The 17,014-nt window shown below is 71.0% G+C and carries 17 protein-coding genes; 12 read left to right on the forward strand and 5 right to left on the reverse strand.

Annotation, left to right across the window (positions count from 1 at the left end; translation table 11 throughout):
- The first annotated feature begins 7 nt into the window (after window positions 1-7).
- The 5 genes from MTR79_RS05090 to MTR79_RS05110 are packed head-to-tail and all read left to right on the forward strand — an operon-like array spanning window position 8 to window position 5,523.
- Complete coding sequence (locus MTR79_RS05090; protein ID WP_244789347.1) at window positions 8-1,627, forward strand: ABC transporter substrate-binding protein; 1,620 nt, start codon at window positions 8-10, stop codon at window positions 1,625-1,627.
- A 6-nt stretch (window positions 1,628-1,633) separates the two neighbouring features.
- Complete coding sequence (locus MTR79_RS05095) at window positions 1,634-2,557, forward strand: ABC transporter permease (protein ID WP_244789349.1); 924 nt, start codon at window positions 1,634-1,636, stop codon at window positions 2,555-2,557.
- Entirely contained in the window at window positions 2,550-3,527 is a 978-nt protein-coding gene (locus tag MTR79_RS05100) for an ABC transporter permease (protein ID WP_048455809.1), read from the forward strand. The genes MTR79_RS05095 and MTR79_RS05100 overlap by 8 nt, the downstream gene beginning before the upstream one ends.
- 6 nt (window positions 3,528-3,533) lie before the next feature.
- On the forward strand, window positions 3,534-4,508 hold the full coding sequence (locus MTR79_RS05105) for an ABC transporter ATP-binding protein (RefSeq protein ID WP_086704379.1): 975 nt from the start codon (window positions 3,534-3,536) through the stop codon (window positions 4,506-4,508).
- On the forward strand, window positions 4,501-5,523 hold the full coding sequence (locus tag MTR79_RS05110) for a dipeptide ABC transporter ATP-binding protein (RefSeq protein ID WP_244789351.1): 1,023 nt from the start codon (window positions 4,501-4,503) through the stop codon (window positions 5,521-5,523). Before MTR79_RS05105 ends, MTR79_RS05110 begins: the two co-directional genes overlap by 8 nt.
- 181 nt (window positions 5,524-5,704) lie before the next feature.
- Here MTR79_RS05110 and MTR79_RS05115 read toward each other — a convergent pair whose 3' ends face one another.
- Complete coding sequence (locus MTR79_RS05115; protein WP_244789353.1) at window positions 5,705-7,843, reverse strand: prolyl oligopeptidase family serine peptidase; 2,139 nt, start codon at window positions 7,841-7,843, stop codon at window positions 5,705-5,707.
- Between the two features lie 178 nt (window positions 7,844-8,021).
- Between MTR79_RS05115 and MTR79_RS05120 the strand changes: the two genes are divergently transcribed.
- Window positions 8,022-8,216, forward strand: a complete 195-nt coding sequence (locus MTR79_RS05120; RefSeq protein ID WP_048455805.1) for a hypothetical protein — start codon at window positions 8,022-8,024, stop codon at window positions 8,214-8,216.
- Between the two features lie 88 nt (window positions 8,217-8,304).
- Window positions 8,305-9,744 (forward strand): amidase, encoded by a 1,440-nt coding sequence (locus MTR79_RS05125; RefSeq protein WP_210906975.1) that lies wholly within the window; start codon window positions 8,305-8,307, stop codon window positions 9,742-9,744.
- Window positions 9,745-9,752: 8 nt separating this feature from the next.
- Here MTR79_RS05125 and MTR79_RS05130 read toward each other — a convergent pair whose 3' ends face one another.
- From MTR79_RS05130 to MTR79_RS05145, 4 genes are read right to left on the reverse strand one after another with little or no spacing between them, the layout of a single operon-like run.
- Complete coding sequence (locus MTR79_RS05130; RefSeq protein WP_244789356.1) at window positions 9,753-11,621, reverse strand: hypothetical protein; 1,869 nt, start codon at window positions 11,619-11,621, stop codon at window positions 9,753-9,755.
- A 42-nt stretch (window positions 11,622-11,663) separates the two neighbouring features.
- On the reverse strand, window positions 11,664-12,254 hold the full coding sequence (locus MTR79_RS05135; protein ID WP_244789358.1) for a hypothetical protein: 591 nt from the start codon (window positions 12,252-12,254) through the stop codon (window positions 11,664-11,666).
- Window positions 12,251-12,457 carry a DUF397 domain-containing protein gene (locus MTR79_RS05140; RefSeq protein ID WP_244789360.1) on the reverse strand — a complete coding sequence of 69 codons (207 nt, stop codon included), beginning with the start codon at window positions 12,455-12,457 and terminating at the stop codon, window positions 12,251-12,253. Before MTR79_RS05140 ends, MTR79_RS05135 begins: the two co-directional genes overlap by 4 nt.
- Complete coding sequence (locus MTR79_RS05145) at window positions 12,454-13,338, reverse strand: helix-turn-helix transcriptional regulator (protein WP_175448679.1); 885 nt, start codon at window positions 13,336-13,338, stop codon at window positions 12,454-12,456. Before MTR79_RS05145 ends, MTR79_RS05140 begins: the two co-directional genes overlap by 4 nt.
- A gap of 184 nt (window positions 13,339-13,522) precedes the next feature.
- Here MTR79_RS05145 and MTR79_RS05150 point away from each other — a divergent pair, with 184 nt between their 5' ends.
- The 5 genes from MTR79_RS05150 to MTR79_RS05170 all read left to right on the forward strand — a co-directional run bounded on the left by MTR79_RS05150 (window position 13,523) and on the right by MTR79_RS05170 (window position 17,005).
- On the forward strand, window positions 13,523-13,966 hold the full coding sequence (locus MTR79_RS05150; protein WP_244793069.1) for an ATP-binding protein: 444 nt from the start codon (window positions 13,523-13,525) through the stop codon (window positions 13,964-13,966).
- A 239-nt stretch (window positions 13,967-14,205) separates the two neighbouring features.
- Complete coding sequence (locus MTR79_RS05155) at window positions 14,206-15,099, forward strand: helix-turn-helix domain-containing protein (protein ID WP_244789362.1); 894 nt, start codon at window positions 14,206-14,208, stop codon at window positions 15,097-15,099.
- Window positions 15,100-15,151: 52 nt separating this feature from the next.
- On the forward strand, window positions 15,152-15,775 hold the full coding sequence (locus MTR79_RS05160; protein ID WP_086702943.1) for a Uma2 family endonuclease: 624 nt from the start codon (window positions 15,152-15,154) through the stop codon (window positions 15,773-15,775).
- Window positions 15,776-15,927: 152 nt separating this feature from the next.
- Window positions 15,928-16,374 (forward strand): nuclear transport factor 2 family protein, encoded by a 447-nt coding sequence (locus MTR79_RS05165; RefSeq protein ID WP_244789365.1) that lies wholly within the window; start codon window positions 15,928-15,930, stop codon window positions 16,372-16,374.
- A 52-nt stretch (window positions 16,375-16,426) separates the two neighbouring features.
- Window positions 16,427-17,005, forward strand: a complete 579-nt coding sequence (locus MTR79_RS05170; RefSeq protein ID WP_078894979.1) for a TetR/AcrR family transcriptional regulator — start codon at window positions 16,427-16,429, stop codon at window positions 17,003-17,005.
- Window positions 17,006-17,014 lie beyond the last annotated feature (9 nt).

Here is a 17,014-nt window from a genome sequence, read left to right on the forward strand (position 1 = left end):
GCACCCCATGCGCACCAGTACACACGCCAGGTGGGCCGTCTGCGCGATGGCGCTCGCCCTCGCCACCGCGGGGTGCGGCGGCGGGGACAGCGGTGACTCCGAGGCCGTGCTGAGCGCTTCCTGGGGCGATCCGCAGAACCCGCTGGAGCCGGCGAACACCAACGAGGTGCAGGGCGGCAAGGTCCTCGACATGATCTTCCGGGGCCTGAAGCGGTACGACCCGGAGACCGGCGAGGCGCAGGACATGCTCGCCGAGAAGATCGAGACCTCCGACTCGCAGAACTTCACCATCACCGTCAAGGACGGATGGACCTTCAGCAACGGCGAGAAAGTCACCGCCCAGTCCTTCGTGGACGCCTGGAACTACGGCGCGAGCCTGCGCAACAACCAGCGCAACGCCTACTTCTTCGGCTACATCGAGGGCTACGACCAGGTGCACCCGGAGGAGGGTGAGCAGACCGCGGACACCATGTCCGGGCTGAAGGTGACCGGCGATCGCACCTTCACCGTCAAGCTGACCCAGAAGTTCTCGACGTTCCCCGACACCCTGGGCTACAACGCCTTCGCCCCGCTGCCCCGGGCGTTCTTCGACGACCACGACGCCTGGGTCAACAAGCCCGTCGGCAACGGGCCCTACCTGGTCGATGCGTACACCCGCGGCTCGCAGATGTCGCTGCGCACGTGGGACGACTACCCCGGCGACGACAAGGCGCAGAACGGCGGCGTCGACCTGAAGGTCTACACCGACAACAACACCGCCTACACCGACCTGCTGGCCGGCAACCTCGACCTGGTCGACGACGTGCCCGCCGCGCAGCTGAGGAACGTGAAGAACGACCTGGGCGACCGCTATCTGAACACCCCGGCCGGCATCATCCAGACCCTCGCCTTCCCGTTCTACGACGACGCCTGGAACACCGACGGCGCGACGAAGGTCCGTCAGGGCCTGTCCATGGCGATCGACCGCGAGCAGATCACCGACACGATCTTCCAGAAGACCCGCACCCCCGCCACCGACTGGACCTCCCCGGTGCTCGGCGAGGACGGCGGCTTCCAGGCCGGACTGTGCGGGGAGTTCTGCGAGTTCAAGCCCGACGAGGCGAAGAAGCTGATCGAGGAGGGCGGCGGGCTGCCCGGCGGCAGGGTGACCATCACCTTCAACGCCGACACCGGCTCCCACTCCGAGTGGGTCAACGCCGTCTGCAACTCCATCAACAACGCGCTGGACAACGAGCGCGCCTGCACGGCCAACCCGGTCGGCACCTTCGCGGACTTCCGCAACCAGATCACCGACCGGAAGATGACCGGGCCGTTCCGGGCGGGCTGGCAGATGGACTACCCGCTCATCCAGAACTTCCTCCAGCCGCTGTACTACACCAACGCCTCGTCCAACGACGGCAAGTGGTCCAACCAGGAGTTCGACGACCTGGTGGACCGCGCCAACCAGGAGACCGACACCGCCAAGGCCGTCGACCTGTTCCAGCAGGCCGAGGAGGTGGTCCGCGACAACATGGCGGCGATCCCGCTCTGGTACCAGAACGGCAGCGCCGGCTGGTCGGAGCGGCTCTCCGACGTCAAGCTGAACCCCTTCAGCGTCCCCGTGTACGAACAGATCAAGGTGAGCTGATCCGCGATGGGGCGCTACGTCGTCCGGCGACTGCTCCAGATGATCCCCGTCTTCATCGGGGCCACGCTGCTGATCTTCCTCATGGTCAACGTGATGGGCGACCCCATCGCGGGACTGTGCGGGGAGCGGCAGTGCGACCCGGCGACGGCGGCCCGTCTGGAGCAGGAGTTCGGCCTCGACAAGCCGGTCTGGCAGCAATACCTGACGTACATGGGGAACGTCTTCACCGGCGACTTCGGCACGGCCTTCAACGGCCAGGGAGTCACCGAGCTGATGGCGACGGCGTTCCCCGTCACCATCCGGCTCACCCTGATCGCGATCCTCTTCGAGATCGTCATCGGTGTCACTCTCGGCGTGGTCACCGGGCTGCGCCGGGGCCGGCCGGTGGACACCGGGGTGCTGCTGCTGACCCTCGTCGTCATCTCCGTGCCCACCTTCGTCACCGGTCTGCTGCTCCAGCTGCTGCTCGGCGTGAAGTGGGGCTGGATCCGGCCCTCGGTGTCCTCCGACGCGCCCTTCGACGAGCTGATCCTGCCCGGCCTGGTGCTCGCCTCGGTCTCCCTCGCCTACGTCACCCGGCTGACCCGCACCTCCATCGCGGAGAACCGCCGCTCCGACTACGTCCGCACCGCCGTCGCCAAGGGCCTGCCCCGGCGCCGGGTCGTCGTCCGGCACCTGCTGCGCAACTCCCTGATCCCCGTGGTGACGTTCATCGGCGCCGACATCGGCTTCCTGATGGGCGGGGCGATCGTCACCGAGCGGATCTTCAACATCCACGGCGTCGGCTACCAGCTCTACCAGGGCATCCTGCGGCAGAACACGCAGACGGTGGTCGGTTTCGTCACCGTGCTGGTGCTGGTCTTCCTCGTCGCCAACCTCGTCGTCGACCTCCTGTACGCCGTACTCGACCCGAGGATCCGCTATGTCTGACCGTCACGAGGAACCCGAGGCCGTCATCGCCGGCACCAGCATGGGCGGCGCCATGGACCTGGGCGTCGACGAGGCCGAGACGCTGGAGAAGCGGCCGGGGCCGGACGGCGCAGGGCCGGAGGACCGGCCGCGCTCGCTGTGGTCGGACGCCTGGCGGGACCTGCGCCGCAACCCCGTGTTCATCGTCTCCGCGCTGGTCATCCTGTTCCTGGTCTTCATCTCCCTGTGGCCGTCGGCGATCACCTCCGGCTCCCCCCTGAAGTGCGACCTGTCCAAGGCGCAGGAGGGCTCCCAGCCGGGCCACCCCTTCGGGTTCGACGGGCAGGGCTGCGACGTGTACACCCGCACCGTCTACGGGGCCCGCACCTCCGTCGCGGTCGGCGTGCTCGCCACCCTCGGGGTCGCCGTCCTCGGCAGCGTGCTCGGCGCGCTCGCCGGGTTCTTCGGCGGGATCTCCGACTCGGTCCTGTCCCGGATCACCGACGTCTTCTTCGCCATCCCGGTCGTCCTCGGCGGTCTGGTGCTGCTCTCCGTCATCACCAGCAACACCGTCTGGCCCGTCATCGGCTTCATCGTGCTGCTCGGCTGGCCGCAGATCTCCCGCATCGCCCGCGGCGCCGTCATCACCGCCAAGCAGAACGACTACGTGCAGGCCGCGCGGGCCCTCGGCGCCTCCAACTCCCGGCTGCTGCTGCGGCACATCGCGCCCAACGCGGTCGCCCCGGTCATCGTCGTCGCGACCATCGCCCTGGGCACGTACATCGCGCTCGAGGCGACCCTGTCGTACCTCGGGGTCGGGCTGAAGCCGCCCAGCGTGTCCTGGGGCATCGACATCTCCGCGGCCTCGCCCTACATCCGCAACGCCCCGCACGCGCTGCTGTGGCCCGCCGGGGCGCTGGCGATCACGGTCCTGGCGTTCATCATGCTCGGCGACGCGGTGCGCGACGCCCTCGACCCGAAGCTGAGGTGAGCCGCGGTGCTGCTCGAAGTGCGCGACCTGCACGTGGAGTTCCGGACCCGGGACGGTGTGGCGAAGGCGGTCAACGGGGTCACCTACGGCGTCGACGAGGGGGAGACCCTGGCCGTGCTGGGCGAGTCCGGCTCCGGCAAGTCGGTGACCGCGCAGGCGGTCATGGGCATCCTCGACACCCCGCCCGGCCGGATCACCGGCGGGGAGGTGGTCTTCCAGGGCCGGGACCTGCTGAAGCTCAAGGAGGAGGAGCGCCGGCGGATCCGGGGCGCCGAGATGGCGATGATCTTCCAGGACGCGCTGTCCGCGCTGAATCCGGTGCTCACCGTGGGCGACCAGCTCGCCGAGATGTTCACCGTGCACCGGGGCATGTCCCGCAAGGACGCGCGCGCCAAGGCGGTCGAGCTGATGGACCGGGTGCGCATCCCGGCCGCGCGGGAGCGGGTGCGGCAGTACCCGCACCAGTTCTCCGGCGGCATGCGCCAGCGCATCATGATCGCGATGGCGATCGCCCTGGAGCCGGCGCTGATCATCGCCGACGAGCCGACCACCGCCCTCGACGTCACCGTCCAGGCCCAGGTGATGGAGCTGCTGGCGGAGCTCCAGCGGGAGTACCGGATGGGGCTCATCCTCATCACCCACGACCTGGGCGTGGTCGCCGACGTCGCCGACCGCATCGCGGTGATGTACGCGGGCCGGATCGTGGAGTCGGCGCCGGTGCACGAGATCTACAAGGCCCCCGCGCACCCGTACACCCGGGGCCTGCTGGACTCCATCCCGCGCCTGGACCACAAGGGGCGGGAGCTGTACGCCATCAAGGGCCTGCCGCCCAACCTCACCCGCATCCCGCCCGGCTGCCCGTTCCACCCGCGCTGCCCGCTGGCCCGGGACGTGTGCACGACCGACGATCCGCCGCTGTACGAGGTCTCCGGCACGCGCGGGAGCGCCTGCCACTTCTGGAGGGAGTGCCTGGATGGCTGAGCCGATCCTGGAGGTCAGCGGCCTGGTCAAGCACTATCCGCTGACCCGGGGCATCGTCTTCCGCAAGCACGTCGGGGCCGTGAAGGCGGTCGACGGCGTGGACTTCCGCCTGGACGCGGGCGAGACGCTGGGCATCGTGGGGGAGTCCGGCTGCGGCAAGTCGACGGTCGCGAAGACGCTGGTCAACCTGGAGCGGCCGACGGCCGGTTCGATCCGCTACAAGGGCGAGGACATCACCCGGCTCTCCGGCAAGGCGCTCAAGGCGGTGCGCCGCAACATCCAGATGGTCTTCCAGGACCCGTACACCTCGCTCAACCCGCGGATGACGGTCGGCGACATCATCGGGGAGCCGTACGACATCCACCCCGAGGTGGCGCCGAAGGGGGACCGGCGGCGCCGGGTGCAGGAGCTGCTGGACGTGGTGGGCCTGAACCCGGAGTACATCAACCGCTATCCGCACCAGTTCTCCGGCGGCCAGCGGCAGCGCATCGGCATCGCGCGGGGCCTGGCGCTGCGCCCCGAGGTGATCGTCGCCGACGAGCCGGTCTCCGCGCTGGACGTCTCGGTGCAGGCGCAGGTCATCAACCTGATGGACCGGCTCCAGAGCGAGTTCGACCTGTCCTACGTCTTCATCGCGCACGACCTGTCGATCGTCCGGCACATCTCCGACCGGGTCGGGGTGATGTACCTCGGCCGGATCGTGGAGACCGGCACGGACACCGAGATCTACGACCACCCCACGCACCCCTACACGCAGGCCCTGCTCTCCGCGGTGCCGGTCCCCGACCCGCGGGCCCGGGAGCACCGGGAGCGGATCGTGCTCACCGGGGACGTGCCGTCGCCGACGAACATCCCCTCCGGCTGCCGGTTCCGCACCCGCTGCTGGAAGGCGCGGGAGCGGTGCGCGGTGGAGGTGCCGGCGCTGGCGGTGCCGCCCTGGTTCGCGGAGGCAGGAGGCCCGGCGGCGCACGACTCGGCGTGCCACTTCGCGGAGACCGTATCGATGAGGCGCTGACGCGCCGGGGCACGTGGTGCCGACGGAGGACGGCCCTCGGTGAGGGCGCGTCGGTGCTGAACGGGGTACGGGCCGGGGTGACATGGCGCACCCCGGCCCGCTCACGGCACCCGCACGGCCGTACGCTGACCAGCGTTCCCTGTCCGTATATCGGTACCGCTTCCGTCGAGTTGCCCCGGTGTTAACACGTGGCGGATGTGTCCGGGAGGGACAGGGCGCGCCTGAGGAAGCCGAGCTGGAGGCGGAGCAGGTTCTCGGCGACCTCCTCCTGCGGGGTCATGTGCGTGACGCCGGACAGCGGCAGCACCTCGTGTGGGCGGCCGGCCGCGAGCAGCGCGGAGGACAGCCGCAGGGAGTGGGCGACCACCACGTTGTCGTCGACGAGGCCGTGGACGATCATCATGGGCCGGTGCGGCTCGGCCGCGTCGACCAGGCCGGCGTCGTCGATCAGCGAGTTGCGGCGGTAGACCTCCGGCTGCTCGTCCGGGTGCCCGAGGTAGCGCTCCTGGTAGTGGGTGTCGTACAGGCGCAGGTCGGTGACCGGGGCGCCGACCACGGCCGCGTGGAACACGTCGGGGCGGCGCAGGACGGCGAGGGCGGCCAGGTAGCCGCCGAAGGACCAGCCGCGGATCGCGACCCGGTCCAGGTCCAGCGGGAAGTCCCCGGCCAGCGCCTGCAGCGCGTCGACCTGGTCCTGGAGGACGACGGCGGCGATGTCGTCCTTGACGGACTTCTCCCAGGCGGGGGAGTGTCCCGGGGTGCCGCGCCCGTCGGCGACGACCACGGCGAAGCCCTGGTCGGCGAACCACTGGGAGGTCAGGTGCGGGTTGTGGGCGGCCGCGACCCGCTGGCCGTGCGGACCGCCGTAGGGGTCCATGAGCACCGGCAGAGGGGTGTCACCGGCGTAGTCCCGAGGCATAAGCACGGCGCACGGGATGCGGCGTGCGCCCCCCTGTGTCAGCGTCACACGGGGGGACAAACCGGGGTCTTCGGCGTGACTGGGGACAGTCGCCGTCTGTTTCCCGTCACGGAGCACCCGGACCCGAGAACCTGGCCGATCCAGGGTCGCCGAGACGAGCACCGTGACCCCTCCGGAGCGCACCGCGGTGTGCACGCCGGGTTCCTCCGAGACCCGCTCCACGCCCAGTTCGTTCACCCGGTAGACATGGACCTCGCCGATTTCCGGAGCGGCCGCCTCCGTGCCCGCCGACGCCGAGACCAGCACGTCGTCGTCCGAGACGTCGAGCACCGCACGGATGTGCAACTGCGGTCCGGTGAGCGGACGTTCACCCACGGCGAGGCGCCGGGCGCCCCCCTCGTCGGCGATCCGCACGAGCTGCCCCGAAGGGCTCCAGCAGGGCACACCGGGGAAAAGTTCCAGCCATTCCGGATCTTCGTCGGCGTGCACCATCCGCGTCGCCCCCGTGTCCGGGTCGACGGCCAGGATCAGCTGCGCCCGCTGGTCGCGCGCCTGTACGAGCAGCAGCGGGGCACCCGCCGCTGACCAGTGCACTCGTGCCAGATACGGGTAGCGCGCCCGGTCCCAGGAGACCTCCGTGCGCGTCCCCTCCAGGTCCACGACGAACAGCCGTACGTCCGCGTTCGGGGTGCCGGCCGCCGGGTAGCGGACGCGGTGCGGTTCACGGTCGGGGTGGGCCGGGTCGGAGATCCACCACTGCCGCACCGGCGTGTCGTCCACCCGCGCCACCAGCAACCGGTCCGACTCCGGGGACCACCAGAAGCCCCGCGAACGGCTCATCTCCTCGGCAGCGACGAACTCGGCCAGACCGTAGGTCACCTCCTCCGCCTCGGGGGTGGTGAGCGCGCGGTCGTCCGCTCCCTCCGCCGACACGACCCGCAGGGCGCCCCGCGCGACGTACGCGACATGGCGCCCGTCGGGCGACGGACGGGGGTCGATCACCGCTCCCGGCGTGGGCAGTTCACGTGCCGTGCCGGCCCGCAGCTCGGCCGTGAAAAGCCGCCCTGACAAGGCGAAAGCCGCCAACTCCACCGCCGCGTCGGTGGCGTAGCCGACGATGCCGGCGCCTCCCTCACGGCTGCGTTCGCGCCGCGCGCGCTCCTCGGCGGAGAGCTGCTCCGACGCGCCGCCCAGGAGGGCGCGCGGGTCGGCGGCCACGCGCTCCCCGCCCCCGTCCGTGTCGAGCACCCAGAGGGCGTTGGCCCGGTCCGTGCCGGAACCTGAGCGGAGGAACACGACACGTGAGCCGTCGGGCGCCACGCTGAAGGAACGCGGCGCGCCGAGGGTGAAGCGGAGGGTGCGGGCGTGCCGCCGGGGGAAGGAGTCCGTCTCGGTCGTCATGCCTTGACCATATTGGCCATGCGCCCCCTTGTGCGGCTGTGCGCCGATCGATGCGCACGTACGGATAGTTATGATCGTTAGCACATAGTGGGTAGGAACCTGCTGCCTGCTGTGTGGACGTACTGCCCCCATATTCCTGCCCCCCCCGCGCCCCTGGGATCCTTGGAGGTGAGCCGCCGTGGCACTCTCGATTTCGGCGGTGGTGCTGCTGGCGATCGTCGTCTTCCTGCTGGTCAAGAAGTCGGGTCTGAAGGCAGGGCACGCGATCGTGTGCATGCTGCTCGGCTTCTACCTGGCCTCGTCGACGATCGCGCCCACGATCAACGAAGTCACCAACAACATCGCGGGGATGATCGGCAGCCTCAACTTCTGAGCGCGGCCGTCGCCGGCCTCTCGCGTGTTACCCGTCGGTAAGCAATGATGGGCGGGCCAGCATTCACGCGCGCAGGGCGGAGCCGACGGTGACGACTTCCGAGGAACAGAGCCAGGGACGCGAGCAGGCGCGGACCAGGGTCCACGTCTTCCGTGACGACGCCCTGGGCGACCTGGACGCGGTGGGCCTCGCCGCGGCGATCCGGCGGGGCGAGGTGAGTGCCGCCGAGGTGGCTCGGGACGCGGCGGCCCGGGTCCGGGACGCCGACGCCCGGCTGGACGCCGTGCAGGTGCACCTCGACGTCCCGGCCCATCACGCCTCCGACGGCGGTGCGTTCGCCGGGGTGCCGACCTTCGTGAAGGACAACACCGACTTCGCGGGGCTGCCCACGGGCCACGGCAGCGCCGCGTTCGTGCCGCGCCCGGCCCGCCGGCACGCCGCGTTCACCCGTCAGCTGCTGAGCACGGGCGTCACGGTGCTCGGCAAGACGCGGCTGCCCGAGTTCGGCTTCAGCCCCACCACGGAGTTCGAGGAGGGCCCGCCGGTCCGCAACCCGTGGAACACCGGCCACTCGGCGGGCGGTTCGTCCGGCGGCAGCGCGGCCCTGGTCGCCGCGGGCGCCGTGCCCGTCGCGCACGCCAACGACGGCGGCGGCTCCATCCGCATCCCGGCCGCCGCCTGCGGGCTCGTCGGCCTCAAGCCGACCCGTGGCCGGACCGTGCCGAACGCGCAGGGCCGCCAACTGCCCATCGACATCGTGGCCGACGGCGTCGTGAGCCGCACGGTGCGGGACAGCGCGGCGTTCCTCGCGGCGGCGGAGCTGCATCACCGCAACCCGAAGCTGCCCTCCCTCGGGCTCGTCGAGGGCCCCGCGGACCGCCGGCTGCGGATCGGGCTCCTCGTCGACTCCCCGAACGGCGCCCGCACCGACGACGCCACCCGCGCGGCCGTCACCGACACGGCCCGGCGGCTGGAGGGGCTGGGCCACACGGTGACCCCCGTCGAACTGGCCATCGACCCCCGCTTCACCGAGGACTTCCTCACCTACTGGGGCCTGCTGTCGTTCCTCATCGGCGCCACGGGACGCACCATGGGCGCGGAGTTCGACCGTCACCGCATGGACGGTCTGAGCCGCGGCCTGCGCGCCACCTACGTCGCCAACTGGAGCCGTACGCCCGGGGTGCTGCGGCGGCTGCGGCGGACCCGGGAGGCGTACGCGGCGGCGTTCCGTGGCCAGGACGTCATCCTGTCCCCGGTGCTGGCCCACACCACCCCGCCGCTGGGCCACCTCAGCCCGTCCGTCCCGTACGCCACGCTGGTCGAACGCATCCTGGCCTACGTGGCGTTCACCCCGGTCAACAACGTCGTCGGCACCCCGTCGATCTCCCTGCCCGCCGCGTCCACGACGCCGGACGGCCTGCCGGTAGGCGTGATGTTCTCCGGCCGTCCCGGCGCCGAACGCACCCTGCTGGAGCTGGCGTTCGAGCTGGAGGCGGACCAGGCGTTCCCGAGCATCAAGGACGCCTGACGTCTTGGTCACAGCAGGAGCAGGGCCGCCGCGCCCCAGAGGACCGTCAGGGCGACCAGAAGCGGGCCCACCGGCATCCCCTGGCGGTCGGAGAGGGCCTCGTCCGTCGGGCGGAGGTCCGGGCGCAGGAGAAGGGCGCGGAGTTCGTCGGCGACGCGTTCCGCGCCCGGCTCACGGCCCAGGCGCCGCTCCAGCCAGGCCCAGCCGGTGGGGGAGACCCGTACGGCGTCGTCCTCGGCGCGGCCGATGTCGATGCCGTCCTCCCGGTGCGTCACGGACAGCGTCACGTCCCACGGGACCCGCCGCACGCGCCAGGCCGTCAGCACCCACAGTCCGTCCCGGTCGGCGGTGATCCGCCAGGTGGTCGCGGTCGCCACGGATGTCACCAGCCACGGCAGCGCCACGGCGAGCATCAGCCAGTGCCAGGACGGCCCGTCCTCCAGCGCGGCCCACACGCCGCCGCCCTGCACCACCAGCAGCCCCGCGCCGAGCCCTCGCGAGAAGCCGTGCGCCCGCCACACCCGCGGCTCCGCCGAGGGCGTCAGACCGGCGGCGATCTCCTCGACCGGCCGCCGGGGGTGCTTCCGCCCGCGCGCCTGTTGACCGCCCGTGTTCCACAGGGGGACGGCCGGTTTCACCGAGGTGACGCTGCACTCGACCGCGACCTCCGGATCGTCCTCGTCGTCCCGCGCCACGAAGGCGACCTCCGCGCCGGTGTACGGGGCGCCGTACAGTACGGCCTCCCGCAGCGGCGGGGCGGGCCCGTCACCGCGCAGCACCTGCGCGACCTTGTCCAGGCCGAAGTCGCCGTCGTCGTCGCCGGTTCCGAGGTCGTCCTCGTCCTCCTCGGCGCCGTCGTCGTCGGCGTACAGCGAATGGAACCAGAGCACGGGCCGGCGGCCCTCCGTGTCGTCGGCCGCGAACACCCAGGTACGGCCGTCCTCCTCGCCCTCGCGCACCATCACGTGCAGCACCGGCAGCGGCCCGCGCCGCAGCCGCCGCGCGCCGAGACGCCCGGCGACGCCGTTCACCAGGAACGCGAGTCCGGTCACCGAGCCGGTCAGCACCAGCAGTTCCCAGCCGAACGCGTCGTACGGCTCCGCGACCAGCACGGCCTGGTCGCCGTCCACGATGAGATCGACGCGGCTGTCGACAGGGAAGTCCTCGGGGAAGGCCGTCCCGGTGCGGTAGGTACGCCCCTCGGCGGTGACGGTGAGGAGGCCGTCGTCCTCGTCCACGGCGGTGACCTCACCGGAGAGGTGGGAGGCGGAGACGGCGCGCTTCTCGTAGGCGTCGGCGATCCCGAGGGCTTGGTGGACGCCGAAGCCGGCGACGGTGAGGAAGAGGGCAGCCAGTACGAAGGACATCCGTCCCCGGCGGAATGTGCGCGCGGCGTCGGGGAGCGGCTGGGCAGCCGACCCGGCGGCCTCCAACGCCAGCGCGCGCTGGCGTCCGGCGACGGCCAGCCGGTGCACGAGCCCGGACACGGCGAACCCGGTCGCGACCAGATACGCGAGCGCGGACGGCCGGGCGAACACGGTGACGCCCTCCTCGACGGCGAGCGCGACCACGGTGACGGCGAGCCCACCGATCGCGAGCCGCGGCTGCCGCCACACCCAGTACAGGGACAGCACGAGAACGACGGCCACCGCGAGCCCCGTCCAGTCGCTCCCGCACGGCTCGGCGGACGTACAGGCGGGCACGGGTGCCGCCGTCACCTCCCAGGCGACGGAGACGGCCAACGCGAGGAGGGCGAACAGTGGATGCGCCCAACGGGCGGGCACGGCGTCGAGCCAGCGGAGGACGTCGGCGGTCCGCCACTCGGGCGTCCCGGGGGGTATGTGCTCGGCCGGCAACGGCACGGGTCGTCTGGACACCCGCGCATTATGACCGGAGCTGGGGGTCTGTCCGTGTTGACCTCAGACGACCGTGAAGTACGCCTGCCCGTACAGGGCCCACATGCAGAGGACGCCGTGCTCCTCGCGGAGTTGCTCGAGGGACTTCTCACCGTGGTGCCGGGTGACGCGAGTCCGTACGGCCTTGGGAGCGACATAGGGGGCGACCTTCCCCTCGTCCGTGTCCCAGTGCAGCGACTCCGCAATCCCGTCGGCGGAGAGACCGTCCGGCAGAGGGAACGAGCGGTGGATCTCCGCTGCGGCGTCCTCGGGGTCCCCGTCCGTGGAGAAGATGATGAAGGCGGACATCCGGCAGGTCATCGACTGCCGCCTCGACGGGCTCGCACCGAAGAAGCTGATGTGGTTGCTGCGGACGTCGACGCACTCGTCGCGGATCACGACGTCGAGCGGCCGCAGCCACGGCACGCCCGCCTCGATCTCCCGCACGCGGGTGAGCAGTTTCTCCTCGGCCGCCTCGCGCTCGGCCCGCACCTCGGCCGAGGCGGCGATCCGCCTCAGCATCCACCTCGGCGGCCAGACACGGGAGAGCCCCACGACCGTGAACACGAGCAGAAGCCCGAACGCCTCACCGGTCCTGCGCGGCAGCGACCTCACGCCGGACCATCGCGGTCCACGGAGGTGAGAAAGCCGGCCCAGGCGGCCGGGGTGAAGGTGAGGCGGGGGCCGTCGGCGTTCTTGGAGTCGCGGACGTGGACGGTGGCGGGTTCCGTGGCGATCTCGACGCAGGAGTCGCCCTCGCTGCCGCTGCTGTAACTGCTTTTGAACCACACGAGGTCGCAGGGCGTGCTCCGGATCATGTCTCCCCCAGCAGATCTTCGACGAAGGCGATGGATTCGCGCGGTGTCAGTGCCTGAGCGCGGATGATGCCGTAACGCAGCTCAAGAATACGGAGCTGCCGCAGGTCCGACACCGCTCGGCCGCCGGCCACGGCCGGTGAGCGTCCGACCGCCGTACCGTCCGCGAACTTCAGCATCTCGATGCCGCCGTCCACTCCGGCGTGCTCCTGCCGATCGGTCGGCATCACTTGGAGCTCGACGGTGGGCAACACCGCGACGGTCAGCAGGTGTTCCAGCTGCGCGCGCAGTACCTCCCTCCCGCCCAGGGGACGCCGGAGCGTCCACTCCTCCAGGATGAAGCCGAGTTCCGGCGCGGGATCACGGTCGAAGACCGCACGGCGGGCCGCGCGCGCCGAGGCGAACCGCTCCACCTCCTCGGCCGAGTACGCCGGTCGCCGCATGGACAACAGGGCTCGCGCGTACTCGGGCGTCTGCAACAGGCCGTGGATGTGGAGCGGATCGTAGAGCTGAAGCTCCACCGCCCGCGCCTCCATCTGCGCGAGATCCCGCACCTTCTTCGGGTACCGGACCTTCCTCACGTCCTCCTTCATCGCCGCGACGAGGCCGCCCGCCCTCAGGATCTCGTCCGCCGTGTCCAAGTACTCGGGGCGGGGGATCCGCCTGCCGCTCTCGATCTTGTAGACGAGGTCCTCGCCGTACCCGACCGCCACCGCGAACTCGGGCACGCGCATGCCCACGGCCTCCCGCCGCAGCTTCAACTGACGTCCCACGGTGGCCACCACGGCCAGCGCCCAGTCGTCGTCCGGGTCCACCTCCCAGCCCGGCTCGTCCGCCCGGCCCGTACCGGGACCGACCCGTACCGCCTCACCGTTCACCGACATGCGCGTGCCCCTCCGTGGTGCCGTTCCGTGATCGCGGGTGCCGCGCGCGGGTCCGGCCGACAGTCCGGACATCCCCGGACAAGCAGTGGACGGTCACTCTACGCAGCGCTGCGATCACTCATCACGGTACGGCCGTTCGGCCACGCTGAGTCACGTGAATCAGAAAATCGCCCTCACGGGGACCATGCGCCCCGACGGCCAAGTGCGGCACGTCAGCGTGCTGTTGTCGTCGACCGCGCGGGGAGCGCGCCTCGCGCGGCTGCTCGCGGTGGACGCGCTGCGGAGCTGGGAGGTCCCGTACGAGACGGCCGGCCAGGTCGTCGCCGAACTGGCCGCCAACGCCGCCACGCACGGCCGCGTGCCCGGCCGCAGCTTCCGGCTGACGCTGTACGTGGTGGGAGCCACGCTCCGCATCGAGGTCACCGACACGCGCGGCGACCGCCGGCCGGTGCTGCGCGAGCCGGACGGTGTCGCCGAGTCGGGCCGCGGGCTGTTCCTGGTGGACGCGCTCGCCGATCGGTGGGGAGTCGCCGAGGGCCGCCACCCCCGTAAGACGGTGTGGGCGGAGATCGACCTCACACCGGCACCGGAACGCGGAACTTCGCGCTTCGGTGACGTCGGCGGCTGAGAGACCAAGAAACTCCGGGAGAAAGCACCCCGCCAAGCCCCACCCCTCCCGCCCGCGATCCCGCTCACTCGGGCGGGTGAACCGTGTCGAACTGGCTGGATTTCCTCGCCGTCCAGGCCCGACGCTCAGCGCAGGGCAACGCACAACGCCCCACCACGACCGCAGACATGAGACGGCCCCCGCCGGGACGGCAATCCCAATGCGAGGGCCTGACCACCGAGGAAGAACGGACCTTCCTGATGGATACGCAGAACCCTAGCGCGCCCCCGCGCGCCCACGTCCGGGTTGCAGGCAACACGCACCCCGGCCGGGCCCACCGCACCGGCGGGCTCCAGCACGACAACACCCGCCACACCACCCGCTTCGTGGTGATCGGCAACCACCTGGCCCAGCACCCGGAGCTGTCGCTCCTCGCCATCGGCCTCGGCACCCACCTCCAGTCCCTGCCGAAGGGCGCCCCTGCCGACATCAAGACCCTCGCTGCGCGCTTCCCCGAGGGAGCGACCCGTATCGCCGCCGCTCTGCGGGAGTTGGAGTCGCACGGCTATCTGCGGCGGGAACGCGTCCGCACGTCCTCCGGCCGCATCGTCACCCGCACGATCTCCTGCAACCAGCCGGCCGCAGTGCGGCAGCAGACGGAGCAGCCGTGCCGGGAGAGCACGACGCCCGCACCGCACCTGCCGCACGCACCGCGCAAGAAGCCTGCACGCAAGGCGCTCCCCGCCGTGCCGCGTCCCGCGTACTCCGGTCCCGGGATCCTCCAGGCCGCCACCGACCTCCTGACGGACCTGCGCCGCCACGACTCCCGCCTGCTCCTCTCGGCCGACGACACCGCCCACCTGGCACCCGGCGTCGCGGCGTGGCTCGAACGCGACGTGGCTCCAGCGGCCGTACGCAGAGCCCTGACGGTCGACCTCCCGCCCGAGGGAGTGCGGCGCCCGGCAGCCCTGCTGGCCCACCGCCTCGCCTCACAGCTCCCGCCGCCGGCCCCGTTCCGGGCGCAGGCCGCCGCCCCGCCGCCGCCCGTCCGCCACCCGCTCCGGAACTGCGACGGCTGCGACCGCGCCTTCCGCGCACCCGCCCCCACGACCCACTGCCGCGACTGCCGAACCGACCTTCAGGAGGCCGCCTAGCATGAATGTGACGATCCTTGCCCCTGGGCACAGACCACGAGGAGCGAGCGCCATGACCATCGCACCCGACGACGCTCGGCGCGACAGTTCGCCCCAGTACCGGGCCATGAGGGACGTCGTGCAGTCGCTCGACGACACCCTCCCCGGGAAATTCGAGGTCACCAAGGAAGGGATCGTGCACGACATGATGTCGCCGGGGGGCCCGCACGAGGTTACGGCCGCGCACGTCAGCCGCCGTCTGGAAAGGGTCATGCCGGACGAGTTGCTGGCCCACAACGGCACTCCCGACGTAGAGGGCGAGCCCGAGGGCATCATGCGGCACCCGGATGTGATGGTGATCGCCTGGGAAGATCTCGACGTCGAAGGATCCATCGACCCTCGTACGGTCCACGCAGCCGTCGAGGTCGTCTCCCGCTCCAACCCGGAGAACGACTGGGTGGGCAAGATGCGCGACTACGCGTTGCTCGGCATCCCGGTCTACGTCATCTTCGATCCCCGCACCGGCACCGGCGCCGTCTTCACGGACATCCACGCGACCCCCGACGGTCCCCGCTACGCCACCCGCAAGGACTTCGTCTACGGCGAGGACGTCACCATCGGCGAATGGACCATCCCCACGGACGGCCTGCCGCGCTACCGCGACGATGAGAGCGGTCAGGACCCTTCGAGCGGTTGACCGGTCATATGTAAGTGGTCTATTACTTATCCATTCGCTGATCATGGCGGATGCCTCATGTGCCAGTCCCCGTCAGCCTTGACGGGGCTTGTCTTTGGTAGCCAAGTAAGTGATTAACCGCTTACATGTCACCCGGAATGGAACTTCCAGTCATGACCCACACTCCCACCCGCGCCGTCGCCCGCCAGGCCTTCCTCGACCACCTCGACCACCTCACCTCCGGCCGGGCCGACGAGTGGGCGGCACTCTTCACCGAGGACGGCGTCCTCGAGTTCCCGTACGCGCCGCCCGGCTACCCCACCCGGCTCCAGGGCCGCGACGAACTGCGTGCGCACATGGCCAACTTCCCCAAGGCGTTCCGCATCGAGATGAAGGACGTGCGGATCCACGAGACCGTCGACCCGACCCTCGTCATCGCCGAACTGCGGTGCGAGGGCGTCGCCCTGGAGACCGGGCGGCCGTACGACCAGACGTACATCTCGGTCGTGGAGACCCGGGACGGGAGGATCAGCCGGTACGTCGACTACTGGAACCCGCTGGTCGCGATGGAGGCCCTCGGCTCCGCCGACGACATGGTCGCGGCGTTCAGCCGAGACTGAGCCCACGGCGGAAGCTTTGACGCCACTTTCTTGGAAGTGGTTGATTACTTCCATGGAAACCAGGACGCGGCAGCGCTCCACCGCCGACGAGCGCCGGGCCACGGTCATGCGGACGGCCATCAGGACGTTCGCCGCCCGGGGCTACTACGGAACCTCCACGACGGACGTCGCCAAGGCGGCCGGCATCTCGCAGGGGTACCTGTACCGGCTGTTCAAGGACAAGGAGGCGCTGTTCGTCGCCCTGGTCGACCATTGCTCGGACCGGCTGCGTGAGGCCGCCGCCACCGCGGCGGCCTCCGTGCGCACCACCGACCCGCAGGCCGTCGTCGACGCGCTGACCGCCGCGTACGACGAGGTCATCGGCGACCGGGACGTGCTGATGATCCTCATGCACGCCCAGGGCTGCGCGACCGAGCCCGGCATCGGCGAGGCCGTGCGCCGGTGCTATGCCAAGCAGGTCGAGTACCTCCGCGCCGTGTCCGGCGCCTCCGACGAGCAGATCCGCCGCTACTTCGCGGACGCACTGCTCAGCAACGTGCTGGTCGCGATCGACGCCGCCGCCGTCGACGCCCCCTGGGCCCGCACCCTGCGCGGCCGGACGGGGCCCGCGCGAGAGCCCCGCGCCACATAGGGTTGGGCG

Origin of the sequence: Streptomyces sp. BJ20 (assembly GCF_022869105.1) — a bacterium.
Taxonomy (GTDB): Bacteria; Actinomycetota; Actinomycetes; order Streptomycetales; family Streptomycetaceae; genus Streptomyces; species Streptomyces griseoincarnatus.

Bases quoted from the DNA above. Each gene is read 5' to 3' on its own strand.
- MTR79_RS05165 (WP_244789365.1), top strand. From the start codon at position 15,928: ATGACCCACACTCCCACCCGCGCCGTCGCCCGCCAGGCCTTCCTCGAC.
- MTR79_RS05110 (WP_244789351.1), top strand. From the start codon at position 4,501: ATGGCTGAGCCGATCCTGGAGGTCAGCGGCCTGGTCAAGCACTATCCG.
- MTR79_RS05140 (WP_244789360.1), bottom strand. From the start codon at position 12,457: ATGATCCGGAGCACGCCCTGCGACCTCGTGTGGTTCAAAAGCAGTTAC.
- MTR79_RS05155 (WP_244789362.1), top strand. From the start codon at position 14,206: ATGGATACGCAGAACCCTAGCGCGCCCCCGCGCGCCCACGTCCGGGTT.
- MTR79_RS05115 (WP_244789353.1), bottom strand. From the start codon at position 7,843: ATGACGACCGAGACGGACTCCTTCCCCCGGCGGCACGCCCGCACCCTC.
- MTR79_RS05145 (WP_175448679.1), bottom strand. From the start codon at position 13,338: ATGTCGGTGAACGGTGAGGCGGTACGGGTCGGTCCCGGTACGGGCCGG.
- MTR79_RS05160 (WP_086702943.1), top strand. From the start codon at position 15,152: ATGACCATCGCACCCGACGACGCTCGGCGCGACAGTTCGCCCCAGTAC.
- MTR79_RS05090 (WP_244789347.1), top strand. From the start codon at position 8: ATGCGCACCAGTACACACGCCAGGTGGGCCGTCTGCGCGATGGCGCTC.
- MTR79_RS05100 (WP_048455809.1), top strand. From the start codon at position 2,550: ATGTCTGACCGTCACGAGGAACCCGAGGCCGTCATCGCCGGCACCAGC.
- MTR79_RS05170 (WP_078894979.1), top strand. From the start codon at position 16,427: ATGGAAACCAGGACGCGGCAGCGCTCCACCGCCGACGAGCGCCGGGCC.
- MTR79_RS05150 (WP_244793069.1), top strand. From the start codon at position 13,523: ATGCGCCCCGACGGCCAAGTGCGGCACGTCAGCGTGCTGTTGTCGTCG.
- MTR79_RS05095 (WP_244789349.1), top strand. From the start codon at position 1,634: ATGGGGCGCTACGTCGTCCGGCGACTGCTCCAGATGATCCCCGTCTTC.